We start from the raw sequence: 25610 nt of genomic DNA, 5'->3' as shown, positions 1-25610 counted from the left end.
GCGATGAAGTCGGTGTTTTCCGGGCGTTACACCTTCATCGGGGTGATGGTGGCGGTTCTCGCCATCATCATCGACCAGGGCTTCAAGTATTGGGCGCTCCACATATTCCAGATCGGCGAGCGGGTGATGTACCAGGAGGCCGTCGACTGGACGCCGTTCCTGAAATTCACCCTGGTCTGGAACCGAGGGGTATCGTTCGGGCTGTTCCAGCAGGAGAGTCAGATCGGCCTGATCTTGCTGGTTGCCTTTCGCCTCATCGCAACCGTCCTGCTGCTCGCCTGGCTGGCCCGTATCCACACCAGATCATCGGCGGTCGGCATCGGGCTGATCATTGGCGGCGCCATCGGCAATGCTGCCGATGGATTGCTGGCGATAGAAGGGCCGCTGGCCCCCGATTGGCTGCAGCGCGAAGGCGTCGCTGACTTCTTCCTGCTCCATGCCGGCGATTTTTCCTGGTATGTCTTCAATCTGGCCGATGTCGCCATCGTTGCGGGCGTGGCCCTGCTGTTGTATGACATGGTGGTGAACAAAGAGCCACAGACGCACGGGTCTTCCTGACTTTTCAGGTACTGGTTGCCCGAAGGAGCGGTGGTTTCTTGGTTTTGACGCATTTTTCGGGCAGTAGAGCGAGGATCTCTCCCGGAATTTGCACCGAAATCTAGCAGTGATTGGGATACAGGATGCGGACAAAGATTTGGCTTGGCCTGGCTGCGGCGACGGCACTGGTTGCCCTGGCGCCGGCGGGTGCGGCGAATGCGCAGTCCCTCGGTCAGAACTTCTTCCAGAAGATGCTGGGCACCGGTGACGACGCCCCGGCGATCAACTACTCCGACCGTGCACCGCTGGCCAAGCCAGGCAAGCTCGACCTGCCGCCACCCGGCACGGCTGCGACGTCGGACAATGATCCGAACTGGCCGGTTGATCCCGACTACAAGAAGCGCAAGGCCGCCGGCGTCATACCGCGCAGCAAGGCCGAGCATGGCGATGGCCGGCTCTCCCCCGAAGAGATGGCGGCAGGCCGCGTACCGGGCGCCGGTGTTCCCACCGAACCCGAGCCCTTCGATGCCGCCAAGGCCAGTTCCCGGGCTTTGAAGCCGAGCGAATTGCAGAAGCGCCTCAACCTCGGTGAGGACAACACGCCGCTCGCCGCCGGTGTCGAACCGCCGCGCCGCTCGCTGACCGAGCCGCCGCCCGGCTACCGCAAGCCGCTCGCCTCGGCGCCGCTCGCCGGCAACGAGCCCCTGCCTTCCGAAGGCAACAAGAGCGAATCCTGGTTCGATCGCGTCTTCAAGACCCCGCGGGTCAAGTAAGAAGCTCAGGAAAACACAAAGCCAAGGGGTGGTCTTCAGACCAGTCCCTTTCAAGGTGTTGAGGCCTGAAGTCCGGATAGGCGGTGCGCCCCCTCATCCCCCTGCCGGGACCTTCTCCCGCAAGGGGAGAAGGGATTATTTTTGAAGGCACGACGCTTTCCAATCGCCTTCTCCCCTTGTGGGAGAAGGTGCCCCGAAGGGGCGGATGAGGGGTTACACCGCACTATCTCAGCCTTTTTCCGGTTCGTTCGAAAGACCTTGAAAGGAGTGGCTCTGAAGACCGGCTCTTTCGTTTGTGCCTCTCCTCCGAAGCCTACCGCCGCCCGAACAGGGCCTCGATATCGCTGAGCTTCAGCGTCACATAGGTCGGCCGGCCGTGATTGCATTGGCCCGAATTGGGTGTGACTTCCATCTCGCGCAGAAGCGCATCCATCTCTGCCGGTAACAGGCGCCGCCCGGCCCGGACGGAGCCGTGACACGCCATAGTCGCGGCGACATGGTCGAGCCGCCGCTCCAGCACGATCTCCGAACCCCATTCGGCAAAGCCGTCGGCGAGGTCTCGGATCAGCGCGGCCGGGTTGGTGCTGCCGAGCGCCGCGGGGGTGGCGCGCACCAGCAGGGCACCCGGCCCGAACGGCTCCACGACAAGCCCGAGGGCGGCCAGGTCCTCACTCGCCGCGGTCAGGCGTTCGACATCCGCCGGATCGAGATCGACGACTTCCGGGATCAGCAGCAATTGCGACTTGGCGCCAGCGGCGGCGCGTTCGCGCTTCAGCCGTTCATAGACCAGGCGCTCATGGGCGGCATGCTGGTCGACGATGACGACGCCCTCCCGCGTCTGCGCCACGATATAGGTCTCGTGCAGTTGCGCGCGGGCCGCACCGAGCGGCCGGTCGAGGCTGTCGGGAGCGGGAGGCACTGCCGTGGCCCGCACATCGGCGGACGGCATCACCAGTTCGTCGAAGCCGGCTTGCGCCGGCGCTGCGAAACCACTTCCGGCATCCCCTATGTCGGCGCCGCCCATCGCGGACGGACGAGGCGCAGCGGGTGAGGCCCGCCAGTCCCAGTCGAGGTCGGCCGGGCGGTTGAGGCTGCGGGCGAGCAGGCCGAGGGCGACATCGGCATTGCCGCTGGAACTGCGGCCGGATTCGCGTTCCAGCGCGGAACGGATGGCCGAGACGATCAGCCCCCGGACCAGGCCGCCGTCGCGGAAGCGGACCTCGGCCTTGGCCGGGTGCACGTTCACATCGACATTCTGCGGGGTGATGTCGAGGAAGAGGGCCAGAACCGGAAAACGGTCCTTGGGCAGATGATCGGCATAGGCACCGCGCACGGCGCCCAGCAACAGCTTGTCGCGCACCGGCCGCCCGTTGACGAACAGATATTGATGCTGCCCGGTGCCGCGATTGAAGGTCGGCAGGCCGATATGGCCATGCAGCCGGACATCGCCGCGCGTCACGTCGATGGCTATCGCGTTGTCGATGAAGTCGGCCCCCAGCAAGGTGCCGAGGCGCGTCTCCTCGTCGCCGGCCGGCCAGGTCGAGGGAGAATGGTCTTCGCCGGCCAAAGTGAAGGCAATGGCGGGATTGGCCATTGCGAGGCGTTTGACGACATCGCCGATCGCCGCCGCCTCGGTCCGCTGCGTCTTGAGAAATTTCAGGCGGGCCGGGGTGGCATAGAACAGGTCGCGTACCTCGATGCGGGTACCCTCCCCGATCGCCGCCGGGCGGATCGCCTGGTGTTCGCCGGCCTCGATGGTGATCACGGCCCCCGTCGCCGCGCCCCGCTCCCGCGTGGTGATGCTCAGGCGCGACACCGACGCAATGGAAGGCAAGGCTTCGCCGCGAAAGCCCAGCGTGTTGATGGCGAGCAGATCTTCGGTCGGCAGTTTGGAAGTCGCGTGGCGCTGCACCGCCAAGGCCAGGTCTTCTGGCGACATGCCCGAACCATCGTCGACGATGCGGATCAGGCGCTGTCCGCCCCCCTCGGTGACGATCTCGATGCGGCGGGCACCCGCGTCGATGGCGTTCTCCACCAGTTCCTTCACGGCACTCGCCGGCCGCTCCACCACCTCGCCGGCAGCGATGCGGTCGACCAGGATCTGGGGAAGGGCACGGATGGCCATGGGCGAATCGTCCAACGGCGCCAGCTCTCCGCAGGAGAGAAATTCAGGCGTAGAATCAAAGACTTGATGCATTTGCCCGCCCGCATGGGGAACGAATGCATCGCGTGCCGGGGACAATACACCATGGGGCCGGCCATCGGAACGGCCGGCAGACGAGCCTCGCGCGAAGACAGCTCGCGATCTGACGAAAATCCTCTCAAATCACAAGGACGCGTCAGCAAAAAAGCGAAAGCAAACAGGCGTTCGTCACTGAACGCTTGCTTGCCTTATTGCACATCGACATTGACGACGACGTCGAGCACCTTGCCGTTGGGAAAAGCCTTGCGATAGGCAAATTGATCGGGACCGCGATAGTCGGGTGCGGAGGTATAGAGCACCTGCCAGACCGGCACGCGCCGTGAATTGCAGCCGGCGCTGGAATTGCCGGCCTCATAGGGAGAAAAGTCGCGGGTCCTGCGGATGTTCACCCGGCCATAGCCCGCCTGCCTTGTGACGCGAGCCGCAACGCCGGGCACTTCCCGGCAGGTCGCCGTGATGTAGGAAAACTGGTCGATCTTGCTGGTACGCCCGGACTGCACCGCGACGGCGGCACCGCTGGCGCCCGGCCCGCGCGAGGTCCCAAGACCGCTGCTCACGCAGCCCGCCGCCATGACACCAACAAGGACGACAGCCGAAACACTCCAAAGCTTCATGACATCCTCCCGCTTGAGCGACCCCCGCCGCTTCTCGACGAGCGACAGGGTGATGCAGTCGGCCCCTTCGTGCAATAATCAGTGTGACGTAAGCAAAACGATTTAACCTTGCACATCGAGAAGAAAACGCTCGAGCAGGCTCGCTACTTCTTGCCGATTGTCGCCGTGTTCTTTGTGATGCGGAGCCTTTACCCGCTCAACATCGGAAACGTCGGTCGGCATCGGAGGCGATCCCGAAGTTTAGGACAGTCCCTCCGGACGCCCGACGGCGACGACGAAAGGCTTGCCGCCCCCGAACATCCGCTGGGCCACGCGCTTGATGTCCTCCAGCGTCACCGCCTCGACCAGGCCGTTGCGGCGGTCGATGAAATCGATGCCCAGCCGCTCGATCTGGATCATGGTCAACTGGTTGGCGATCTTGGTCGATGAATCGAAGCGCAGCGCATAGGAGCCGGTGAGGTATTTCTTGGCGCTTTCCAACTCGGCAGCGCCGGGTCCGTTGCGGGCGAGCTCGGCCATCTCGGCCTCGATGATGGCGAGGCTTTCAGCAGCCCTGTCGTTTCGGGTGGCAACGCCGCCGCCGACGAAAGCGGCTCGGGAGAGCGCGCCGAGCTGGGTGGAGACCGAATAGGCCAATCCCTTTTCCTCACGCACCTTCTGGAACAGGCGCGAGGAGAAGCTGCCGCCGCCATAGATGTGGTTGAGCAGGAAGGCAGCCATGAAGTCGGGATCGTCGCGCTTCACGCCAGGCGTGGCGAATTGCAATACGGTCTGCGGCACGTCGAGGTCGATCACCTTGCGAGTCCCCAGGCCTGCCAGCTGGATCTCCGGCACAGGCTGCAGCAAGGCGGTGGTTGGCAGCGAGCCGAACACCTTGTCCAGCATCTCCTCGGCATCATGGGCATCGATGGCGCCGACGATAGAGACGGTCAGGCCGTCCTTGGCGAGCAGGCGGCGATGCTGGGCCGCGATCTCGTCACGGCTGACGGCGCCAATGCTCTCCAGCGTGCCGCGGGTCGGGCGGCCATAGGGATGGTCGGGGAACAGCCCGGCGAAAAAAGCCAGGGACGCCATGGCATTGGGGTCGCTTGCCTCGCGGCGCAAGCTGGCCAGCAGGCTCTGGCGCACGCGTTCGACCGCGGCTTCCTCGAAACGTGGCTCGGTGACGGCATAGTGCAGAAGCTCGAAGGCGAAGGCCTTGCGGTCGGCCAGCGTGCGCAGGGAGCCGTTGATCTGGTCGCGTGCGGCATGGAAGGAGAGCTCGACCGCATTCTCCTCCATCAGGCGCTGGAAGGCCTCGTCATCATGCGGACCGGCGCCTTCGTCGAACAGCGCCGACATGATGTGGGCCAAGCCCGGCCGGTCGGCCGGGTCCTGCGCCGCTCCGCCCTTGAAGGCGAAATCGACGGCGATGACGGGCACGGCATAGTCCTCGACCAGCCAGGCTTCGATGCCAAGAGGCGAGACGATCTTCTGGATCATGAAAACACTCGTTCACAAAAAGCTCTGGGACTGGCTCGCCGCTGCAAGAACACGTCCCGACCTTGCGGGCGCGGCGGAGCAATCCAGGCAATCAAGCAGGGCGCGGCCGGATTGCGCGGCCGTGCCCGCCACGACGGTTCGAAACGCGTCAAGCCTGCCCTTCGAGCAGGCCGACCACCGATTTGCCCTCCAGCAGGACGGCACGGCCCATTTCCGGCAGTCTCGCGGATGGCACCGCGGCGATACGCTGCGGCCAGAGCTGCAGATCCTCCACCTTGCCGCCGACGGACAGGGTGGCGCCGTAATAACGTGCCAGGGTCGACTGGTTGTCCTGGGCATAGATCGCATCGGCGACAAGGCGGGTCTTGGCACGCTCCAGTTCCGCCTCGCTCACGCCCTCTGCGACGATACGGCCGATTTCCTCGTCGACCGCCGTCTCTACCGCGTCGAAGCTGACGCCGGGCATCGGGATTGCCCACACGCCGAAGCGCGTCTCGTCCACGGCGGAGCCGCCATAGAAGGCGCCGGCCGCCGAAGCCACCTTCTTGTCGACCACCAAGGCACGGTAGAGCCGGGACGTCTGTCCGCCGCCGAGGACCTGCGAGAGAAGGTCAAGCGCCTCGCCTTCGCCATTGCGGGCCTGGATATAGGACGGCGCACGCCAATGGCGCTGATAGATCGGCTGCTCAACCCGCTTGTCGGCCAGCCGGACGCGGCGGTCGGCGCGCTGCCTGGGCTCCTGCGGGCGCAGACGTGGCGGCGGATCGGCACGCCGGGCCACCGGGCCGTAATGGGTTTCGGCCAGCACGCGCACCTCGTCGGCCGTGACGTCGCCGGCCACGATCAGGGTGGCATTGTTCGGCGTATAGAAACGGCTGTGGAAATCGATGGCGTCCTGCCGGCTCAGGCCTTCGATCTCGTCCTCCCAGCCGATGATCGGCGTGCCATAGGGATGATGGGTGAACAGGGTCGAAGCGATCTCTTCGGCGAGCTGCGAATTGGGATCGTTGTCGACCCGCATCTTGCGCTCCTCAAGAACGACGTTGCGCTCGGGGTTGACGACTTCGTCGGTAAGCGCCAGTCCGGTCATGCGATCGGCCTCGAAGGCCATCATGGCACCGAGATGCTCCTTGGCCACCCGCTGGAAATAAGCGGTGTAGTCATAGGAGGTGAAGGCGTTCTCCTGGCCGCCGAGCTCGGCAACCTGCTTGGAAAAGCCGCCCGGATTCTTCTCCGTGCCCTTGAACATCAGATGTTCGAGGAAGTGCGCGATGCCCGACTTGCCCTTCGGCTCGTCCGCTCCGCCCACCTTGTACCAGACCATGTGGGTGACCACCGGCGCACGGCGGTCGGGAATGACCACCACATGCAAGCCGTTGGGAAGCGTGAAATCCGTGATCGCCGGGCCCTGGGCATGGGAAGCACCGCCGAGACCGGGGATAAGCGCAAGCGTCATAGAAGGTCCGATCGGGAGGGAAAGCGAAAGATCTACCCAATATGGGTAGAAAACGGGCGAAGTGAAGTATCACTTACCTCTTTGCGCATGAGCCTAGCAAGGCATAGGTCGGAAGAAAACAATCCCTAAGGGTTCTTCCTTCCGGTGGACCAATTCCTGCAAGCCTCGATCGACCTCGCGCCAGTCACGATCGGTCAAGGCTCCTTCCATGGCGTAGAGGGCGTTCAGGCTGACGCCGCGCTCGAACCGGAATTTGAGGCGCCGATAGGCAGCGACGGCTCCCAGCCGCCGGAGATCCTCCTGGCTGAAGATGTCGACTTCGGCCAGCATGCGCTCGGTAGCAGGACCGAGGTTGCGCATATCGCGGATGCGCCCGCTCATACGACCATCTCGATGCCGACCGGTACGCCGCTGCGCAGAGAATTGGCGACCATGCAGATCGTCCTGGCTCGCTCGACCACCGGCCCCGGATAGGATCCGTCCGACATGCGGCAGCGCACTTCGAGCTTTGCAGCGGTGGCCAGCAGCGGCTTGCCCTCGAGCTCCAGAGCAAAGCGCGTTCAAGCGTGAACGCTTATTTGCTCTAACTCATTGTTATGACGCGTCTTTGCGATTCTAGGTGACTCCGTCTAATCGCAAAACGCTATAGCGCGACGCTGACCGCGATGGTATCGATGGCCACGCCCATTTCTTCGGCGGCATAGCACAGATCGTTGCAGAAGCAGCCGCCAAGCGACAGGGCGAGCAGTTGGGCTCCGTTGAAGCCGAGTCCCATGCCGCCGGCCTTGCCCTCGGGACGATCCACCACGATGGTGTGTCCGCCGGCCCATCCGAGGGCAGCCTGCGTCTCGCCGACATTGCGCAGTTCGACCGTTACCGTCGCCATGGCCGCCCCCCTTTCGGAAAGGCCGGACTATGACAGCAACAAGCCGAAACGTCTGCCTGCTTTTGCGTAAAATGCCGGAAGACGTCAGGGTTCGTAGCGGAAGAAGCTCAGCCGGGTACCGGCATAATCGCGCTGATCGGCCAGAGCGAAGGCAGACGGCGCTTCGAGGGGCGCGTCCGTCGCCTCCTCGACCACGCAGAGCGCTCCCTTGGTCAGCCAGCCGCCACCGGCAAGGCTGACGAGGGCCTGCGATGCCAGTCCCCTGCCGTAGGGAGGGTCGAGGAACGCCAGCGAGAAGGGCTCGCTCGGCCCGATCACGCCCAGTCTGGTGGCATCCCGGCGGAACAAGCGGGTGCGTCCGCCCAGGGACATCGCCTCGATATTGGAGCGGATCAGCCCACGCGCCTCGGCGCCCTCGTCGACGAAGGTGGCAAAGCGCGCTCCGCGCGACAGGGCCTCGAAACCAAGCGCGCCCGTGCCCGCGAACAGATCGATCACCCGCGCATCGCGCACGGGATCGTCATAGCCATGGGCGAGGATGTTGAACAAGGTCTCGCGCAGGCGGTCCGAAGTCGGCCGGATCGTATCCGACTTCGGTGTGGCCAGTTGCTTGCCGCGAAATTGCCCGCCGATGATGCGCATCGATCAGCCGTCAACGGCCCCGGCGCGGCGCACCACCCGGCTTGCCGCCGGGGCGCGGCCGTGACGGACGCTCGTTGCCTCCGTCGCGATCGCGGGCGGTGGAACGCGGCTTGAAGGGACGGTCACCGCCCTCTTCGGCGCGCGCACGGAAGGGCTTGCGCGGGCGCTCGCCGCCTTCGTCGCGATCGCGGAAGGAGGGACGCGGCTTGAAGGGACGGTCGCCGCCCTCCTCGGCACGCGGCCGGAAGGGCTTGCGCGGACGATCACCGCCTTCGTCACGATCCCTGAAGGGCGCACGAGGCTTGAAGGGACGGTCGCCGCCCTCTTCGGCGCGCGCACGGAAGGGCTTGCGCGGGCGCTCGCCCCCTTCGTCACGATCCCTGAAGGGCGCACGAGGCTTGAAGGGGCGATCACCGCCCTCCTGGTCGCCGGAACGGAACGGCTTACGCCGGGCCGGCTTTTCCTCGGGCACATCGGCGACCCGCTGCACAAGCACGCGCCGGCCGTGGCGATCCTCGACCAGGCTGCCGCGCATCACGCGTTCCTTGCCGTCTTCCTCCGACTTGACACGAAGCCCGCGCGCCGGACCGCCCTTTGCGGGCTTGGCCACAGCCTTGGCCGGCTTATCGCCGGCAGCCTCGTGGATCGGCGCTTCGAACTCGCAGCCAGCCTCGGCAATCAGCTCGGGACCGAGCTGATCCATCAGAACACGGGTCTTCACTTCCTCGACGGCGCCCTCGGCCAGATCGCCGAGCTGGAACGGCCCGTAGGACACGCGGATCAGACGGTTGACCTCCAGGCCGATGGAACCCAGCACGTTCTTGACTTCGCGGTTCTTGCCTTCACGCAAGCCGAGGGTCAGCCAGGAGTTGGATCCCTGCTCCTTGTCGAGACGCGCTTCGATGCGGCCATAGTCGACGCCATCGACCGTCAGCCCCTCGAACAATTTGTCGAGCTGAACCTGGTCGGTCTCACCGAAGGCCCGCACGCGATAGCGCCTGAGCCAGCCGGTCTTGGGCAGTTCGAGCTGGCGCGCTAGGCCGCCGTCATTGGTGAGCAGCAGCAGGCCTTCGGTGTTGATGTCGAGCCGGCCCACCGACATCACGCGCGGCAGCGACGGATCGAGGTTCTCGAACACGGTCGGGCGCCCTTCCGGATCCTTTTCCGTGGTCACCAGGCCGCGGGGCTTGTGGTAGAGCCACAGCCGCGTGCGCTCGCGCCGGGGCAGGAGCTTGCCGTCGACGGTGATCTTGTCGTCCACCTGGACATTGAGCGCCGCGCTGGTCAGCACCTCGCCATTGACGGCGACCCGGCCTTCCTCGATCCAGGTCTCGGCATCGCGGCGCGATCCCAGCCCGGCCCGCGCGATCACCTTGGCCACACGCTCCCCGGCAAAGGCCCCGGTCTTGGCCTCAGCATCCGGCTTGGCCACCACTTCCGCCTTGGTCTTGGCCTCGGCGCGACGCGGGGCGCGCTTCGGCCCCCGCTCCTCCTGGCGATCGTCGAAACGCGGTTCGAAGGCTTTGCGGCCTCCCTCGCGGGGCTCGAAGGACGTGTCGAAACGACGCGGCGCAAAGGAGCGCCCGCCTTCCTCGCCCTCCCGGCGAGGCTTGCGGTTGAAGGAGCGCTCACCGCCCTCCCCGCGCTCGGCATCGCGGCGCGGCCGGAAGCCGCCTTCGGCCCCCTCGTCGCGCGACCGGAACGGACGGCGTGCTTCCCCGCGCTCGCCGCGCTCCTCGAAGCGACGATGCTTGAAGGCGCGTTCCTCGCCGCCGTCACGCTCGCGGAACGGACGGCGGGCGGGACGGGCCTCGGAATCCCCCTCCTCGCGCGGCTTGAAACGCGCCGGGCGACGCTCGCCGTCCTGACGCTCGGCGAAGGAACGGGCCGGACGCTCCCGGCGGGTCTCGCCGCCCTCGTCACGGTCCCGGAAGGAACGGCGGGGCGGCGCATCGCCATCCACGCCACGCCGACGAGGTCCAGCACCCGCGGAAGTCTTCTTGGGGCCAAATGGCTTCTTGCCCCCGCTTGGGGGCTTGCGGCCGCCGCCGCCAGATCGTTTATCGTCGGACATCGATTGTTGCTGGAATAGCCCACAGCTACCATCGTAACGGCGGGTATTCCAAAACTCCTTGAAAAGAGGGGCGTCTTTCCGATCCCACCGGGACCGGGAAACGCTTTAGCAGAAAAGGCGGCATGTCACGAGATGAAGCGCTCGATCATGGAACTGGCGCTGGAGGAAGCCCATGCTGCCGCAGGTCGCGGGGAGGTACCTGTCGGCGCGGTTGTCGTCAAGGACGGAGTGGTGCTTTCGCGCGAAGGAAACCGCACCCTGGCGCTGAAAGACCCCACTGCCCATGCGGAAATGCTCGCCATCCGCGCCGCCGCCCAGGTACTGGGCAGCGAGCGCCTCGTCGGCGCGGACCTTTATGTCACCCTCGAACCCTGCCCGATGTGTGCCGCCGCGATCTCCTTCGCCCGCATCCGGCGCCTCTATTTCGGCTGCGACGATCCCAAGGGCGGCGCGGTGGAGAATGGCGTGCAGTTCTACGCTTCCCCCACCTGCCACCATCGCCCGGACGTCTATTCCGGCATCCACGCCACCGCGGCCCGGACCTTGCTGCAGGATTTCTTCCGCTTGCGGCGTTAGCCGGCATCCACTTTCCGGTCCACGCTCCGGAACATCCTTCAGGAGCCCAGATGTCCGGGCTCCTTGGGCACCCCCTTCAAGGACAGATGTTCCGGCGGTTCGGCCGGCGAGCCGTCGCTGGCAAAATGGGAGATCTGATACTGATCGTCCGGCTGGCGATCGACCTTCATATATTTAGCCTGGCCGAACGGCATGGTGCCGTTCACATAGAAGACCGACGGATCATATTGCTTGATCGCGACCGTCTTGCCCATCGCCTGGGCCGTCAATTGCATGAGCTGGAACTGGGTGGGACGGTCGAGCTGGCGGAACGCAGTGGCGATCGCCGAATCCGGCCTGTTGGTCATCAGCATCACCGGCACCACCGCCGTGCGCAGGTGGCGGATCAGGTGTCCCCACAACCCGTCCTCGCCCATCAGCTCATTGTGGTCGGAGGTGACGAAGATATAGACCGGATCCTTCTCGGCCAGCATGGTGGCGATGATGTCGCTGGTGCTGCGATCCCAGCACTGCAGGCCGGTGTCGTAGCGTGCGCGCCGGGCTTCGTCGGCGCTGCCGTCAGGTGACGTGAACACCTGGAACTCGCCCGCATATTTCTTGCAATTGTCGAGATAAGGCTCGTGATCGGCGCGCTGATGGACATAAATGAAGCGCCGCTCCGCCGCAGGCACGTCCTTGACGTCGTCGGCAAGCGACTCCTCGGCCGATTTTTCGGCCGTCTCGTCATAGGTCTCCACCGTCTTGGACTGCAGGGCATGCCGGGCTCCGCCGGCGATCTGCATGGTGTGGATGGCCTGGGCCGAATAGTAGTAGCTGGCGAAATCACCATCCTTGGCGATGTCGAAAATATTCACCGGCTGCCGCTCGGCCAAATTGGGAAAATAGACGAGCCTGAGCGCGGAGGGAACGCTGGCAAGCGTGGCCACGCCGCCGGAAAAGCCGATCTTGGCGAACATCCGCCATCCCGCCGGCGGTTCCCTGAACAGGTGATCGAGCCGCGGCGTGGTCTGCCGTGCCGCGCCAAACAGCGACATCCGCACCGGATTGATGGATTCGCCCATCACGAACACGACGGTCGCCCGGCCCTCCGGTATATCGGCCTTGTCGAAGACATGATCGGCCAGCCCATTGAGGGAAGCAGGCGGCGCGGGTGCCCAGCTGGCGCGATAGGCCAGCACGCCGGCATTGGCGCTGGAGATGAAGGAAGCCGAATAGGCATTGGCCTGCACCACGCTCGGCAATTTGTGCAATTCCCAACGGGCGGCGACGCCACCGAGCGCCACCACGAGCAGGAGGGAGAATGCCCAGGATCTCCCGCTCCGCAGGGGGCGGATCAGCGAGAGTGCCACGAGCAGGACAGCCGTCGCCAGCGCCAGGAGCATCGGCAGCAGGAACTCGCTCTGGACCTGCAAGCCGGTCGAAACGGAATCGGCCGTATCACTGAAAAACAGCCTGACCTGCTCGGGCGTGAGGGGCGCTCCGAAATATACGAGCGAGCTCAGCCAGATGGCCTGATTCAAGAACACCAGGACGACGATGAGTATTCTGAACCAGGTCCCCGCCGACAAGGCGAAGAGCACTGAAAATGACAATAATGTTACAAAATATTCCTTCGTTCTGAACGGCGAAATATCCCATCCAAGACAAGAAAATATTACATCTGGAATACTCAGGATCGCTGCTACAAGGGCAATCTCTAGTATCTTCTTAGCAAAAATTCGCGAAAATGAAGTCATGTAAACCACATAAATGGCAATTATGTTCTTAGTTCCGGGAGGTCGGCCGAGAGCATCTGTATCGATCCGGCCGAAGATTTAATCCAAATTGCTTAAAAACAGAACAATAATGACAAAAATAGGAGCTGTCTCGCACTATGGCCAGGATGGTGGCAACGGGCTGTCGTTTCGGCGCCGTGCCTGTTACCTTTCAGGCTTTCAGAACCTGGACATCGTGGGCGGGTTTGCAATCACACATTGGCTCATCCTGATCGCGTTTCTTGTCGTGTTCATCTATGTCGTGCGTATCGTCACGCGGCGCCGCTGAGCCATTCGATCAAAGCCTTTCGGGCGACATGCCTGGGGGCGCGGCTGCAATCGGAGAGCTCGGCTCGCGGATTCGAGATCGCAGCGATTATTCTTGTGCCAAAACTTGCCCCGGCCGGTTTTGCTGCCTAAACAGCGGCAAGAATTTTGAAGGTTTGCAACGATGTCGGGCGAGAAGAAGCAGAAATTGAAGGCAAGGCAGGCACGCGGTTTCGTCGACCGCAATGCCGGAGAGATCGCGGCAACCCGCGCGATGGTTTCCGTGATCCAGGAAGTCTATGAGCGCTACGGCTTCGACCCGGTCGAGACGCCCTTCGTCGAATATACCGACGCGCTCGGCAAGTTCCTGCCCGACCAGGACCGCCCCAATGAGGGCGTGTTCTCCTTCCAGGACGATGACGAGCAGTGGCTGTCGCTGCGCTATGATTTGACGGCGCCGCTTGCCCGCTACGTCGCCGAGAATTTCGACGCCCTGCCCAAGCCCTATCGCAGCTACCGGGCCGGCTACGTCTTCCGCAACGAGAAGCCCGGCCCCGGCCGCTTCCGCCAGTTCATGCAGTTCGACGCCGATACCGTGGGTTCAGCCTCCGTCGCCGCCGATGCCGAGATCTGCATGATGGCTGCCGACACCATGGAAAAGCTCGGCATTCCCCGCGGCTCCTATGTGGTGCGCGTTAACAACCGCAAGGTGCTCGACGGCATCATGGAGGCGATCGGCCTGGCGGGTGACGAGAACGCCGGCCGCCGCCTCACGGTGCTGCGCGCCATAGACAAGTTCGACCGGCTGGGCCTGGAGGGCGTCAGGGCCCTGCTCGGAGCGGGCCGCAAGGACGAGTCCGGCGATTTCACCAAAGGTGCCGGCCTCGACGACAGCCAGGCGCAGACCATTCTCGATTATGTGGCGGGGCAGAGCGGCTCCAATGCCGACACGCTTGCGCGCATCCGCCCATTGGTGTCGGGCTCGCCCGCCGGCAGCGAGGGCGTCGAGGAGCTCGCGCGCATCGCCGAACTGGTCGAAAAATCCGGCTACGGCACCGACCGCATCCTGATCGATACCTCGATCGTGCGCGGACTCGAATATTACACCGGCCCCGTCTACGAGGTGGAGCTGACCTTTGAGGTGAAGGACGAGCAGGGCCGGCCGGTGCGCTTCGGCTCGGTCGCCGGCGGCGGGCGCTATGACGGTCTCGTCGCCCGCTTCCGCGGCGAGCCCGTACCGGCGACAGGCTTTTCCATCGGCGTCTCGCGCCTGCTCTCCGCCCTGACCGCCCTCGGCCGCGTCGACACCGCCGGTGTCGCCGGGCCCGTCGTGGTCTGCGTGATGGATCAGGCGCGCCTCGCCGACTATCAGGCGATGGCCAGCGAATTGCGCCAGGCCGGCATCCGCGCCGAGGTCTATCTCGGCGGTTCCGGCATGAAGGCCCAGCTCAAATATGCCGACCGCCGCAAGGCGCCGATCGCGGTGATCCAGGGCTCGGACGAGGCCGAGAAGGGCGAGGTCCAGCTCAAGGACCTGGCGCTCGGCGCCGAAATGGCCAAGGCCATCGAAGGCAACACCGAATGGCGCGAAGCCCGCGTCGCCCAGCGCCAGGTGCCGAGGGCCGAGCTGGTGAAGGTGGTGAAGGAGATGCTGGGAGCAGAATGACGCTGTCATCCCCGGCGAGCATAAACCTCGTTTGCCCTTTCCAGTCGCACCCCGGGCCCTGCCCTGCTAGAAGACCCCGACACTCACCATGGACCGCCGGCATGCCCCATCCCGCCTATGAAGCCTTCGACGCGCTTGCCTCGCGCTCGGGCTATCAGCTGGTCGACCCGCCGATCCTGCAGCCGGCGGGCCTGTTCCTCGATCTCCTCGGCGAGGACATGCGCCGCCGCGCCTTCCTGACCGCGGATGCCGAGGGACGGGAATTCTGCCTCAGGCCGGACTTCACCATTCCGGTGTCGCTGCATCATCTCGAGGCCGTGAAGGCCGGCGGGGTCGGCGCCTATGCCTATCGCGGACCGGTCTTCCGCTTCCGCACCGACGGCCCGAGCGAGTTCCTGCAGGCCGGCTTCGAGAATTTCGGCCGCGGCGACAAGCCGGCCGCCGATGCCGAGATGCTGGCCATCGCCCTGGAGGCGGCCGGGGATCTCGGCCTTGCCCGGCCGGACATCCGCATGGGCGATGCCGGCATCGTCACCGCCATGCTCGATGCGCTCGATTTGCCGCCGGTCTGGCGCCGCCGCCTGACCAGCGACCTCAGGCGCTCCAAGGATCTCGACGAGGATCTTGCCCGCCTCGGCAGCGCCGCCCCCAAGAACGGCGCCGCCGCCTATGCGGGCTTCCTTGCGGCCCTCGAAGGCTCGGACCCGGGATCGGCCCGCGCCGCGGTCGCCGATCTCCTGTCGATCGCCGGCATCCAGCCGATCGGCGGACGCAGCGTCGATGAGATCGCCGACCGGTTCCTGGAACAGGCGGCGCTGTCCTCCGGTCTCGGCGTCGATGCCGACAAGGTGGCGATCACCCGGCGGATCTTTGCCGTCAGCGGCGATCCCGACGGTGCCAGCGCCGAATTGCGCGCCATTGCCGGCGAAGCCAGGCTCGATCTCAACGCGGCGCTCGATGCCTTCGACGAACGCACCGGCTTCTTCGCCGCCCGTGACATCGATGTCGGCGCGATCAAGTTCGCCACCGGCTTCGGCCGGCGCCTCGATTACTATACCGGCTTCGTCTTCGAGCTGACCGATCCGGCCGAGCCGGAAGCTGCCGCCCGCGTCGGCGGCGGACGCTACGACCAGCTGATGGCCCAGCTCGGCGCCGCCGAGGCCGTGCCGGCCGTGGGTTGCTCGATCTGGCTCGACCGGTTCGGCGGAGACGCATGATGACCAATCCCTCTCCCTCCCCGCTGCTTCTGGGCATCCCGTCCAAGGGCCGGCTGCAGGAAAACTGCACGGCCTTCTTCGAGCGTGCCGGCATCCGCTTCGTGCAGGAACGCGGCGCGCGCGACTATCGCGGCTCCGTGCCCGGCATGGACGATGTGGAGGTGCTGTTCCTCTCGGCTTCCGAGATCGCCGGCCAGCTCGCCTCGGGCGCCATCCATTTCGGCGTCACCGGCGAGGATCTGGTGCGCGAGAACATTGCGCGCGCCGATGAACGCGTCACCCTGCTGCAGCCGCTCGGCTTCGGCCAGGCCAATGTCGTGGTCGCGGTGCCGCAGGCCTGGATCGACGTGCGCTCCATGGCCGACATCGAAGATGTCGCTGCAAGCTTTCGCCAGCGCCATGGCCGCCGCCTCAAGGTCGCGACCAAATACATCAATTTGACCCGCGCCTTCTTCTCGGCCCATGGGGTCGCCGACTATCTGATCGTCGAGAGCCTGGGCGCCACCGAAGGCGCACCGGCCTCCGGGGCGGCCGATCTCATCGTCGACATCACCACCACGGGCTCGACCCTCACCGCCAACGCACTGAAGGTGGTCGAGGACGGCATCATGCTGAAGAGCCAGGCCAATCTCGTCGCCTCGCTCGGTGCCGACTGGAACGAACGTGCCCGCGCCGGCGCGGCAGCCATGCTCGGCCGCCTTGCCGCCAAGGCAAAGGGCAGTGCCCAGCGCGAAATCCGCTGCATCCTGCGCGGCGTCAACCAGCAGCATCTGCAGGATGCCGCCGGCCTGTTCGGCGCCAGCGCCCCCTTCGGCCTGCCGGCGCAGGGCCAGCCCCTCACCTTCCTGGTCCCGGCCGGACAGGTGTTCGACTTCGCCGCCTGGCTGACGGCGCAGGGCGCCGCTTCGATCGCGGTGACCAGCCTCGATTTCGTCTTCGAGCCGCAGAGCGCGCTTTATGCGGAGCTGGAGAAGAAGCTGAGCTAGATAGGGGTGCCGATCTCCAGATCGGCATCTTTCTTCCTCGCAAACGCTACGTTTCCAAGATGGTCGATCTGGAGATCGACCCTCCAATCCCGCGCTAGTCCCAGCAAATGTTGGCGGCTGACCGAGACATCCGGCCCTCCCCCAGGAAGTTACGCTTCGAACAGTTCCGGCATAAGGGCTCTGGCGACCGGCTTCAGCTTCTCCGCCTCGCTCTGCGGGATCCAGCGATAGGGGCGCCTCAAGCGTGGACCGACGGGGCCCCAGGCCCCGATCGCGGCCAGGAGCTTGTCCAGTGCGGCGTTGGAATAGTCGTGATCGCGCCGGAACGGCACGATATGCTCGTCCATGAAGCGGCAGATGCGGTGCTCCAGATCGAGCGCGGTCTCGATGGCATCGGCCATGCTATCCGCCCAGGCCTGGGCGCCGCGGGGGCTGAGGCAGGCGACATTGGAAAAGGCGCCGGCCGCCACGCCCGCCTTGAGGCCGGTGGCGAGGTGATGGCCGGGAACGAAAAGCGCGATGCCTGCAAGATACCGGCGCGCGGCCGCGTACCAGGCCTCGTCGCCATCGGCGAGCTTGATGGCCTTGACAGACGGGACCGCCTGCGTGAGCCGGCCGAGCACCTCCGGCGGCAACACCCTCTTGGCATGCGGCGGATTGTAGAGCACCAGCGGCAACTCGCGTGCCGCTTCCGCCATCATCGCCAGGAAATCGATCGCCTCCTCGTCGGTCACCGGCCACCAGTCCGGCAGGATGACCTGGATGGCCGCGGGCTGCAGTCCGGCCGCCCGCCGCACCCGCTCAAGCGACTGGCGGGGATCTCCCTGGCAGGCGCCGATCACGAAGGGCATGCCGGCCGCCCGGCATTTTTCGGCCAGCAGAGCCTGGATCGCCTCATATTCGGTTTCGGTCTGGTTGTGGAATTCGCCGGCCGTGCCGTTGGAGTAGATGCCGTCGACGCCAGCAGCGATCAGGATGTCGATCTCCTCGCCGAGGCGACCGAAATCGATGGCATCGTCGGCTGCGATCGGCAGCAGCAGCGTTGCCCAGTTGCCGCGAAGGGTCATGCGCTGATGTCCTGTCGGATGCAGGCCTTGAAATGGCCGGGCTCGACTTCCTCGAGCCTGGGAATTTCGCGGGCGCAGGCCTCGATGGCATGCGGGCAGCGGGTGCGGAAGACGCAGCCCGAGGGCGGATTGGCGACCGAGGGAATGTCGCCCTTCAGGATCTGGCGCTCGCGCGGCCGTTCCGGGTCCGGTTCGGGGATCGCCGAGAGCAGCGCCCGTGTATAGGGGTGCCTGGGCGCCTCGTAGAGGCGGTCGCAGGGGGCGATCTCCATGATGCGGCCGAGATAGAGCACGATGACGCGGTCGGCGATGAACTCCACCACCGCCAGGTCATGCGAGATGAACAGCATGGTCAGGCCGAGGCGGGCCTGGAGGTCGCGCAGGAGATTGACGATCTGGGCCTGGATCGAAACGTCGAGGGCCGAAACCGGCTCGTCAGCGACGATCAGGTCCGGCTGCAGGATCAGCGCCCGGGCAATGCCGATGCGCTGGCGCTGGCCGCCGGAGAATTCGTGGGCATAGCGGTCGAGGGCATCGGGCGGCAGCTCGACGGCTTCGAGGGCAGCACGGGCCTTGTCGAGACGTTCGCGGCGCGTGCCGATCGCCTGGATGTGCAGCCCTTCCGTGAGGATCTCGCCGATGGTCATGCGCGGCGACAGGCTGGCGAAGGGGTCCTGGAAGATATATTGCATGCGCCGGCGCTGGCGGCGCAGATCCCCGGGCGACAGGCGCGCAATATCGCTGCCGTCGAACATAATCTCGCCGGCGCTCGGCTCGATCAGCCGCAGGATCGAGCGCCCGATCGTGGTCTTGCCCGAGCCGGACTCGCCGACAAGCCCGACGACCTCGCCGCGCTTCACCTCGAAGGAAATGTCGTCGAGCACCCGGATGGGCGCGGCGCGGCCGAAACCGCCGCCATACTGCTTGGCGAGGCCACGTACCTGAAGCAGCGGTGAGCCGGAAGGGGACCTCTCCATCTCACAACTCCTGCGAACGGATACAGCGGCTGGCATGATCAGGCCCGACTTCCGCCAGAGCGGGCATGGCTTCCCGGCAAGCCGGCAGTGCCAGGGAGCAGCGGGCGGCGAAGGCGCACCCTTGTGGCATGGCAGAAAGGCTGGGAACGGCACCGGGAATGGCGGCGAGCCGGCCGCCGGCCTGCCTCAACCGGGTCGCCTCGCCCAGCCTGGGCACCGAGGCCAGCAGGCCCTTGGTGTAGGGGTGCCGGGGGCGCCGGAAGACCTCGCGGACAGGGCCCTGCTCGACAATGCGGCCGGCATACATCACGGCAACGCGGTGGGCGATCTCGGCGACCACGCCGAGATTGTGGGTGACGAACAGCACGCCCATGCCGTTCTCCGCCTGCAGGCGCCGCAGGAGGTCGAGGATCTGGGCCTGGATGGTGACGTCGAGCGCCGTGGTCGGCTCGTCGGCGAACAGCAGCACCGGATCGCAGGCGAGCGCCATCGCGATGGTGGCGCGCTGGCGCATGCCGCCGGAGAGTTCGTGTGGATATTGCCCGGCCCTGCGGGCGGGATCGGGGATGCCCACCTTGTCGAGCAGCGCCACGGCCGCGGCCATGGACGCCTTGCGGGGCTGGCCCTTGTGCACGCGGAGGGGCTCGGCGATCTGGTCCCCGATGGTATAGACCGGGTTGAGGCTGGTCATCGGCTCCTGGAAGATCATGCTGATCTCGTTGCCGCGGATGCGCCGGCGCTCCTCGGCATCGAGCGTCGTGAGATCGCGCAGGGCGCCGCTCCTGCCCCGGAACCTTATGCTTCCGCCTGCCACCCGCGCGATCCTGCCCGGCAGCAATCCCATGATGGACTGGCCAGTCACCGACTTGCCGGAGCCGGACTCGCCCACCAGCGCCAGTGTTTCGCCGACGCCGATGGCGAGATCGAGTTCCGACACCGCCGGCACTTCGCGCCCGCTGACGCGGAACACCGTGTTCAGCCCTTCGATGGCGAGGATCGGCTGCGCGGCCATGGCCATGCTCAGGCCAACAGACCGGTCTGGCGCAGGATCGTCTCGATCGCGGCCGCTTCGGCGTCGTTCAGCGCCCGCTGGGGACGCGCCATCTCATTGGTCTCGATGATCCCGAGCCGGCGCATCGCCGTCTTGAAGGCGCCGACGCCGGCCGAACCGGCGCTGACGCGCGGCGCGGCGACCCAGACCATCTCGAACAGGCGGCACAGGCGCTCTTGTTCCCGGCGTGCGCCAGTCCAGTCGCCCTTGCGGCAGAGGTCGTAGAGCCGGACATAGCCGGCGGGATCGACATTGGCGAGGCCGGGCACGATGCCGTGGGCACCCATCAGCAGGGCATTGTCGCAGACGATTTCCGAGCCGGTCATCATCATGATCTCGGGGCGGTCGGCGAGATCCATCAGGGCATAGCGGAAATTGCCGTCGTCGCCGCTGGAATCCTTCAGGCCGACGATGCTGCCCTCGCGGGCCAGCGTCACCACGGTGTGGCGGTCGAGCTTGAAATGCACGCAGACCGGGATGTCATAGGCGACCACGGGCACGTCGATGGCCTCGCGCAAGGTGCGGAAGTGATCGATCACCTCGGGGGCGCTGGTGCGGGCATAAAAGGGCGCGGTGGCGACCACGGCGCTCGCCCCGACCGACTGCGCCGTCCTGGCGTGGGCGATGACGCGATCGGTGGTGGGATCGACGACGCCGGCCAGAACCGGCACCCGGCCATTGACCCTGTCGATCGCGAATTCCAGCACCTTCCGACGCGTGGCCTCGTCGTGGAAGACGACCTCGCTGGTCGAGCCCAGCACGAAAAGCGCATGCACGCCGCCCGCGATCAGATGCTCGATCACCCGCGCGAAGGAGGGATAGTCCACTTCGAGGCTTGCGGTCAGAGGCGTGACGACCGGCGGCACGACGCCATGGAACAGGGGAGATGCGGAGGACATGGCAGACCTTTTGTTGAAATCAGTTGAGTTCGGAACGGGGATCGAAGGCATCGCGCAGGCCGTCGCCGACGAAATTGATGGCGAGCACCGTGAGGACGAGAGCGCCGCCGGCAAACAGCCATTGCCAGGGATATTGCTCCAGCACGACGGTGCTGCGGGCCGCGTTCAGCATGTTGCCCCAGCTCGCTTCCGGCGCCGGGATACCGAGCCCGAGGAAGGACAGGCCCGCTTCGAGCAGGATGGCGGCCGCGAATTGCAGGGCGGCATAGACCACGAGAATGTCGATGGTATTGGGCAGGCCATGGCGCCAGAGCAGGTGGCCGAGCGAGGCGCCCATACCGCGCGCGGCGATGACGAAATCGCGCTCGCGCAGTTCCATCAGCCGCGCCCGCACCATGCGCGCCAGCACCGGCCAGGACAGCAGCGAGATCACCGCGATGGTGGAGAGGACGCCCGCGCCGGTAATCGAGGCGATCACCAGGAGCAGGATCACCGGCGGCAGCGTCATGGCGAGATCGACCAGGCGCATGATCACCGCATCGGCGATCCGCCCCGCCAGGGCGGCGAGCGCACCGACGACATAGCCGATGACCAGCGAGATCACCACGGAACTGCCTGCCACCAGCAGGGAGATGCGGCCGCCGCGCAGGACGCGCGCCAGTATGTCACGTCCGACACCATCCGTGCCGAACCAATGGGCGGCGCTGGGCCCCTTGTTGATGGCCAGGAGGTCGATGTCGTTGGGCTTGTAGCGCAGCAGCCAGGGGTGGAAGACCACCAGGGCCAGCATGACCAGCAGGATGGCGAGGCCCGCCAATGTGACGTTATTGGCGGCAAAGCGTCTCATAGCCCGAGCGAGCGGGCCATTGCCACGAGACCGGAGCTGTGTCGAAACCGCCATCTCAGCCAACCTTGATGCGCGGATCGACGGCCGCATAAGCGACATCGGTGAGGATGTTGACGACGATGACGCAGGCCCCCACCACCAGGGTCGCCCCCATGATCACCGGATAGTCGCGCGTCGACACCGCGTTGACGAGCAACAGCCCCATGCCCGGCCAGTTGAACACGCTCTCCAGGAAGATGGCGCCACCCACGGCGATGCCGATAGTGGAACCGATCAGCGTGACCACCGGCAGCAGGGCGTTGCGCAGCGCATGCTTGACGATGACCCAGAACTCCTTGACGCCCTTGGCCCGGGCCGTGCGCACATAGTCCTGGTTGAGCACCTCCAGCAGCGAGGCCCGCATATAGCGCATGATCAAGGCGGCATGTCCGATCGAGAGCAGGAGAGCCGGAAGGATGAGGTGACGCAGCAGGTCCGTCACCGAGAAGGGAGCGCCCGGGGTGAGCATGCCGCCCGACGGCGCCCAGCGCAGCAGTACCGAGAAGACGTAGAGACCGACCAGGGCCGTCAGGAAGGCGGGACTGGAGATGCCGAAGAAGGCGGCGATCGACAAGCCCACATCCGTCGGCGAGTTGCGCCTGACCGCGCCGAGAATGCCCGTTGCGATGCCGATGACGATGGCGATCGCCAGCCCGGCCCCCATCAGCAGCAGGGTCGGCCCGATACGCTCGCCGATGAGGCCGAGCACGGTGTCACCGTTGCGCTGCAGCGAGAAGCCGAGGTCACCCCTGGCGGCGCTGGCGAGCCAGGCGGCATATTGCACCGGCAGGGGCTGGTCGAGGCCGAGCCGGCTGCGCACCGCCGCCATGTCCTCCTGCGACATCGCGACATTCGGATTGATATAGGCGTCGATCGGGTCGCCCGGCGCCAGGCGCAGCAGCACGAAGACCAGCAGACTCAGGGCGACGAGCATGGCGGCCCCGACCAGCAGGCGGTTGAGGTAGTAGCGCAGCATGGCGTTCCTCGTGGGGGGCGCGATCAGACAGGCGCGGCTAACCTTCTCCCCTTGCGGGAGAAGGTGGCATTGCGAAGCAATGACGGATGAGGGGGCAAGCAGATGCCTTGCTAAGTCGCGTTTCTCCCCTCATCCGCCCCTTCGGGGCACCTTCTCCCGCAAGGGGAGAAGGTTTGTCGCGCCTCCCTATTCCACCGCCCATTTTTCCGGATGAGCCGCATAGGGGCCGCCGCCCGGAGCCGGCAGCCACACGAAGTTCTTCAGCTTGCTCGACGCAACGCCATAGCGATTGGCGACCCAGAGCGTCGCCCAGGGCAGGTCGGCATTCATCGCCTTGCAGACGGCCTGGTAGCGCTCGGCCTGCTTGGCGTCGTCGGATTCGTTCAGCGCCGCGTCGAAGGCCTGCGTCACCGAAGGCATCCTGATGCGCAGGAAATTGGCGCCCTGCGGCGGAATCTGCTTCTCGTTGAGGCCCATGTTGAGGCCGCCGGGATCCGGGCCGTTGCGCAGGCCGGCATAGACGAGCGGGAACTGATTCCAGTCCGGCTTCTGGGCATAGATGGTGCCGTTATAGGTCGGCGTATCGACGGCGCGCGGCACCACGTTGATGCCGACCTGGGACAGCATGGCCTGCACGGCGGCGAGCACATTGGTGGCCTGCGGCGTGTTATAATAGGTCAGCAGGGTGATCGGCTTGTCGCCATTGATCTTGTCCCAGCCCGCCTCGGCCAACAATTGCTTGGCCTTTTCGGGATCATAGGCATAGGGATCGAGGCCGGCGGGCTGCAGCCGGTCGGCGACATAGCCGCAATTGGCTGTTTTGGCAGCCCCGCCATAGAGACTCTGGACGATCGCGTCGCGATTGATGGCGTGCATCACAGCCTGGCGCACCTTGAGGTCCTTCCACAGGGGCGCTTCCTGGTTGAAGCCGAGATAATTGACCACGAAGGAATTGCCGTCGATGACGCGATAGGCATCGTTGCCCTTGAAGGAGGCGGCGTCATCGGCCTCCACATAGCTGAAGCTGATCTCCCCGGCGCGCAGGGCTGCCACGGCCGCGGCCGTGTTGGCGAAGTAGCGATTGATGATGCGCCCCGTCACCGGCTTGCCGCCGCGATACTCGTCATTGGCGGCGAGCTCGACATATTGGTCGGTGACATAGCGCGAGAACTTGTAGGGGCCGGTGCCGATTGGCGTCTTCGACCACCAGGGGTTCTTGGCAAGCGTCTCCGCCGCAATGTCCTTCAGCGCGTGCTGAGGCAGCATCATCAGCTGGGTCAGCGTGTCGAGGAGGCCGGCATTCGGGGCCGACAGCCTCAGGACCACCGCATGGGCGTCGGGAGTCTCGACCGCCTTGATCGCGCTGAGGCGGGCGGCGAAAACCGAACCGGTGGCGCCGTTCTTGGCGGTCTCGATGGTGAATTTCACATCAGCCGAGGTGAAAGGCTGGCCGTCATGCCATTTGGTGTCGGCCAGGGTGAAGCTGTAGGAGAGCCGGTCGGCGCTGACCTCGAACTTGGTGGCGAGCGCTCCTTCGATCTTCTCCAGCTTGCCGTCATAGATCACCAGAGGCTCGAAATAGAGATTGAGCCAGGTGAAGCCGCCGGTGGCGGCCAGCGGGTTGAAATTGCCCTGGAATCCGCCCGGACCGACATCGAAGGCCCCGGTTATCGCCGTGCCATCCGCAGCCCGGGCGGGCTTGGTGGTGGGTAGTGCCATGATCGTCGCGGCCAAAAGCGAGAGCGCGATCTTCCTCAGTGCCATGATTTCTCCCCTCGTCTCTTCTTGTCTGGTCGTGCCGCAGGCCTCTCAGTCGGGCGTCGGCGCTGTCTTCCTGGTCGCAAGCAGGCGGGCGATGCCGTCATAATGCTGGTCGAGCCGGCTGCGAGCAGCCTCGACGTCCCGCGCCGCCACGGCGGCATAGATGTCGTAATGGTCCTGCCAGGTGGCCATCGGATCGATATTGGCCAGGTTGACGAAATCCGATGCCTTGTAGAAGGCGAGCCAGAACACATCGATCAGGCTGGTCAGCATGCGATTGTCCTGGCAGCGGAACAGCAGGTTGTGGAAACGCTGATCCTCGGCGGCAAAATTCTGGTTTCGCTCGGCGGCCTGCCGCATCTGCTCGACGGTCTGGCGCAATTCCTCGATGTCGTCCTCGCCGATCAGCGCGACCGTCTTGGCAATCAGGCCGACCTCGAGCACGCGGCGGATCTCGAGCACCTCCTCGACCTCGCGCAGGGCCCCGCCCAGGCCATAAGCGAGATTGTCGAGCAGCGGCGCGAAGGAGAAGGCCTTGACGAAGACGCCGATGCCGCGGCGCGTCTCCAGGATACCGACCGACTCCAGCGCCTTGATCGCCTCGCGCACCGAATTGCGGCTGACGCCCAATTGCTGGGCGAGGAACCCCTCCGGCGGCAGCGCCGAGCCGGGCCCGAGCTGGTTGTCGGCGATATAGCTTTTCAGGCTCTCCTGCACGGAGACATGCAGGAGCGGCGGCCGGTCGAGCGGCTTGATCGACTTCACCTTGCCTGCTCCCACAGCGTCCACAGCCACCAGCCCTCATTGTCCGTGGCTTGATAGTGATTGACTTGTAGGATATCTGTCAAGTCAATCTTTGA

At 65.5% G+C, this 25610-nt stretch carries 23 protein-coding genes; 6 read left to right on the top strand and 17 right to left on the bottom strand.

Annotation, left to right across the window (positions count from 1 at the left end):
- Positions 1-3: 3 nt before the first annotated feature.
- The gene (gene lspA / locus J8I29_RS01800) at positions 4-558 is read left to right on the top strand and encodes a signal peptidase II (protein ID WP_105861469.1); all 555 of its coding nucleotides are present in this window, start codon (positions 4-6) and stop codon (positions 556-558) included.
- Between the two features lie 122 nt (positions 559-680).
- Positions 681-1310 (top strand): hypothetical protein, encoded by a 630-nt coding sequence (locus J8I29_RS01795; RefSeq protein WP_105861468.1) that lies wholly within the window; start codon positions 681-683, stop codon positions 1308-1310.
- Positions 1311-1623: 313 nt separating this feature from the next.
- Here the strand turns inward: J8I29_RS01795 and mutL are convergent, their stop codons facing one another.
- The 8 genes from mutL to J8I29_RS01755 form a co-directional block, all read right to left on the bottom strand.
- Complete coding sequence (mutL, locus tag J8I29_RS01790; RefSeq protein WP_209430407.1) at positions 1624-3435, bottom strand: DNA mismatch repair endonuclease MutL; 1812 nt, start codon at positions 3433-3435, stop codon at positions 1624-1626.
- A gap of 266 nt (positions 3436-3701) precedes the next feature.
- A complete protein-coding gene (locus J8I29_RS01785) occupies positions 3702-4127 on the bottom strand; it encodes a hypothetical protein (RefSeq protein WP_209430406.1) in 426 nt (141 codons plus the stop codon).
- A 240-nt stretch (positions 4128-4367) separates the two neighbouring features.
- A complete protein-coding gene (locus J8I29_RS01780) occupies positions 4368-5609 on the bottom strand; it encodes a pitrilysin family protein (protein ID WP_105861466.1) in 1242 nt (413 codons plus the stop codon).
- A gap of 148 nt (positions 5610-5757) precedes the next feature.
- Positions 5758-7065, bottom strand: coding sequence for a pitrilysin family protein (locus J8I29_RS01775; RefSeq protein ID WP_209430405.1), 1308 nt, complete (start codon positions 7063-7065; stop codon positions 5758-5760).
- Between the two features lie 93 nt (positions 7066-7158).
- On the bottom strand, positions 7159-7446 hold the full coding sequence (locus J8I29_RS01770; RefSeq protein ID WP_105861464.1) for a TfoX/Sxy family protein: 288 nt from the start codon (positions 7444-7446) through the stop codon (positions 7159-7161).
- A 262-nt stretch (positions 7447-7708) separates the two neighbouring features.
- Entirely contained in the window at positions 7709-7951 is a 243-nt protein-coding gene (locus J8I29_RS30370; RefSeq protein ID WP_348535969.1) for a hypothetical protein, read from the bottom strand.
- An 84-nt stretch (positions 7952-8035) separates the two neighbouring features.
- Complete coding sequence (gene rsmD, locus J8I29_RS01760; RefSeq protein WP_105861463.1) at positions 8036-8593, bottom strand: 16S rRNA (guanine(966)-N(2))-methyltransferase RsmD; 558 nt, start codon at positions 8591-8593, stop codon at positions 8036-8038.
- A 10-nt stretch (positions 8594-8603) separates the two neighbouring features.
- Positions 8604-10667: a pseudouridine synthase gene (locus tag J8I29_RS01755; RefSeq protein ID WP_209430404.1), complete on the bottom strand. Its 2064-nt coding sequence runs from the start codon at positions 10665-10667 to the stop codon at positions 8604-8606.
- Positions 10668-10799: 132 nt separating this feature from the next.
- On the opposite strand from J8I29_RS01755, the gene J8I29_RS01750 reads away from it, so the two are divergent.
- Positions 10800-11243 (top strand): nucleoside deaminase, encoded by a 444-nt coding sequence (locus J8I29_RS01750; protein ID WP_209430403.1) that lies wholly within the window; start codon positions 10800-10802, stop codon positions 11241-11243.
- A 38-nt stretch (positions 11244-11281) separates the two neighbouring features.
- On the opposite strand, the gene J8I29_RS01745 is transcribed toward J8I29_RS01750, so the two are convergent.
- Positions 11282-12835, bottom strand: coding sequence for a sulfatase-like hydrolase/transferase (locus J8I29_RS01745; protein ID WP_209430402.1), 1554 nt, complete (start codon positions 12833-12835; stop codon positions 11282-11284).
- 613 nt (positions 12836-13448) lie between these two features.
- Between J8I29_RS01745 and hisS the strand changes: the two genes are divergently transcribed.
- The 3 genes from hisS (at position 13449) to hisG (ending at position 17133) form a co-directional block, all read left to right on the top strand.
- The gene (gene hisS, locus J8I29_RS01740) at positions 13449-14930 is read left to right on the top strand and encodes a histidine--tRNA ligase (protein WP_209430401.1); all 1482 of its coding nucleotides are present in this window, start codon (positions 13449-13451) and stop codon (positions 14928-14930) included.
- Between the two features lie 101 nt (positions 14931-15031).
- Positions 15032-16147: an ATP phosphoribosyltransferase regulatory subunit gene (locus J8I29_RS01735; RefSeq protein ID WP_209430400.1), complete on the top strand. Its 1116-nt coding sequence runs from the start codon at positions 15032-15034 to the stop codon at positions 16145-16147.
- A complete protein-coding gene (gene hisG, locus J8I29_RS01730) occupies positions 16147-17133 on the top strand; it encodes an ATP phosphoribosyltransferase (RefSeq protein ID WP_209430399.1) in 987 nt (328 codons plus the stop codon). Before J8I29_RS01735 ends, hisG begins: the two co-directional genes overlap by 1 nt.
- Positions 17134-17282: 149 nt before the next feature.
- On the opposite strand, the gene J8I29_RS01725 is transcribed toward hisG, so the two are convergent.
- From J8I29_RS01725 to J8I29_RS01690, 8 genes are all read right to left on the bottom strand, one after another.
- Positions 17283-18200, bottom strand: coding sequence for a dihydrodipicolinate synthase family protein (locus J8I29_RS01725; protein ID WP_209430398.1), 918 nt, complete (start codon positions 18198-18200; stop codon positions 17283-17285).
- A complete protein-coding gene (locus tag J8I29_RS01720) occupies positions 18197-19177 on the bottom strand; it encodes an ABC transporter ATP-binding protein (RefSeq protein ID WP_209430397.1) in 981 nt (326 codons plus the stop codon). The genes J8I29_RS01725 and J8I29_RS01720 overlap by 4 nt, the downstream gene beginning before the upstream one ends.
- 1 nt (position 19178) lies before the next feature.
- Positions 19179-20195, bottom strand: a complete 1017-nt coding sequence (locus tag J8I29_RS01715) for an ABC transporter ATP-binding protein (RefSeq protein WP_209430396.1) — start codon at positions 20193-20195, stop codon at positions 19179-19181.
- Positions 20196-20197: 2 nt separating this feature from the next.
- On the bottom strand, positions 20198-21127 hold the full coding sequence (locus J8I29_RS01710) for a dihydrodipicolinate synthase family protein (RefSeq protein ID WP_245196543.1): 930 nt from the start codon (positions 21125-21127) through the stop codon (positions 20198-20200).
- Between the two features lie 19 nt (positions 21128-21146).
- On the bottom strand, positions 21147-22028 hold the full coding sequence (locus tag J8I29_RS01705) for an ABC transporter permease (RefSeq protein ID WP_245196542.1): 882 nt from the start codon (positions 22026-22028) through the stop codon (positions 21147-21149).
- A 1-nt stretch (position 22029) separates the two neighbouring features.
- On the bottom strand, positions 22030-22989 hold the full coding sequence (locus J8I29_RS01700) for an ABC transporter permease (protein WP_105861452.1): 960 nt from the start codon (positions 22987-22989) through the stop codon (positions 22030-22032).
- Positions 22990-23175: 186 nt separating this feature from the next.
- Positions 23176-24753: an ABC transporter substrate-binding protein gene (locus J8I29_RS01695; RefSeq protein ID WP_209430395.1), complete on the bottom strand. Its 1578-nt coding sequence runs from the start codon at positions 24751-24753 to the stop codon at positions 23176-23178.
- Positions 24754-24798: 45 nt separating this feature from the next.
- Positions 24799-25539, bottom strand: coding sequence for a FadR/GntR family transcriptional regulator (locus J8I29_RS01690; RefSeq protein ID WP_348535973.1), 741 nt, complete (start codon positions 25537-25539; stop codon positions 24799-24801).
- Positions 25540-25610 lie beyond the last annotated feature (71 nt).

The sequence above is a fragment of the Labrys sp. LIt4 genome, from assembly GCF_017813775.1.
GTDB lineage: Bacteria > Pseudomonadota > Alphaproteobacteria > Rhizobiales > Labraceae > Labrys > Labrys okinawensis_A.
Note: the sequence above shows the minus strand (reverse complement) of the source record. Positions and strands in the feature narration are given on the sequence as shown.

Bases quoted from the DNA above. Each gene is read 5' to 3' on its own strand.
- J8I29_RS01750 (WP_209430403.1), top strand. From the start codon at position 10,800: ATGAAGCGCTCGATCATGGAACTGGCGCTGGAGGAAGCCCATGCTGCC.
- J8I29_RS01770 (WP_105861464.1), bottom strand. From the start codon at position 7,446: ATGAGCGGGCGCATCCGCGATATGCGCAACCTCGGTCCTGCTACCGAG.
- J8I29_RS01780 (WP_105861466.1), bottom strand. From the start codon at position 5,609: ATGATCCAGAAGATCGTCTCGCCTCTTGGCATCGAAGCCTGGCTGGTC.
- hisS (WP_209430401.1), top strand. From the start codon at position 13,449: ATGTCGGGCGAGAAGAAGCAGAAATTGAAGGCAAGGCAGGCACGCGGT.
- J8I29_RS01695 (WP_209430395.1), bottom strand. From the start codon at position 24,753: ATGGCACTGAGGAAGATCGCGCTCTCGCTTTTGGCCGCGACGATCATG.
- J8I29_RS30370 (WP_348535969.1), bottom strand. From the start codon at position 7,951: ATGGCGACGGTAACGGTCGAACTGCGCAATGTCGGCGAGACGCAGGCT.
- J8I29_RS01700 (WP_105861452.1), bottom strand. From the start codon at position 22,989: ATGCTGCGCTACTACCTCAACCGCCTGCTGGTCGGGGCCGCCATGCTC.
- J8I29_RS01735 (WP_209430400.1), top strand. From the start codon at position 15,032: ATGCCCCATCCCGCCTATGAAGCCTTCGACGCGCTTGCCTCGCGCTCG.
- J8I29_RS01785 (WP_209430406.1), bottom strand. From the start codon at position 4,127: ATGAAGCTTTGGAGTGTTTCGGCTGTCGTCCTTGTTGGTGTCATGGCG.
- J8I29_RS01725 (WP_209430398.1), bottom strand. From the start codon at position 18,200: ATGACCCTTCGCGGCAACTGGGCAACGCTGCTGCTGCCGATCGCAGCC.
- J8I29_RS01710 (WP_245196543.1), bottom strand. From the start codon at position 21,127: ATGTCCTCCGCATCTCCCCTGTTCCATGGCGTCGTGCCGCCGGTCGTC.
- mutL (WP_209430407.1), bottom strand. From the start codon at position 3,435: ATGGCCATCCGTGCCCTTCCCCAGATCCTGGTCGACCGCATCGCTGCC.
- J8I29_RS01775 (WP_209430405.1), bottom strand. From the start codon at position 7,065: ATGACGCTTGCGCTTATCCCCGGTCTCGGCGGTGCTTCCCATGCCCAG.
- lspA (WP_105861469.1), top strand. From the start codon at position 4: ATGAAGTCGGTGTTTTCCGGGCGTTACACCTTCATCGGGGTGATGGTG.
- J8I29_RS01755 (WP_209430404.1), bottom strand. From the start codon at position 10,667: ATGTCCGACGATAAACGATCTGGCGGCGGCGGCCGCAAGCCCCCAAGC.
- J8I29_RS01715 (WP_209430396.1), bottom strand. From the start codon at position 20,195: ATGGCCATGGCCGCGCAGCCGATCCTCGCCATCGAAGGGCTGAACACG.
- J8I29_RS01795 (WP_105861468.1), top strand. From the start codon at position 681: ATGCGGACAAAGATTTGGCTTGGCCTGGCTGCGGCGACGGCACTGGTT.
- J8I29_RS01705 (WP_245196542.1), bottom strand. From the start codon at position 22,028: ATGGCGGTTTCGACACAGCTCCGGTCTCGTGGCAATGGCCCGCTCGCT.
- J8I29_RS01720 (WP_209430397.1), bottom strand. From the start codon at position 19,177: ATGGAGAGGTCCCCTTCCGGCTCACCGCTGCTTCAGGTACGTGGCCTC.
- rsmD (WP_105861463.1), bottom strand. From the start codon at position 8,593: ATGCGCATCATCGGCGGGCAATTTCGCGGCAAGCAACTGGCCACACCG.
- hisG (WP_209430399.1), top strand. From the start codon at position 16,147: ATGACCAATCCCTCTCCCTCCCCGCTGCTTCTGGGCATCCCGTCCAAG.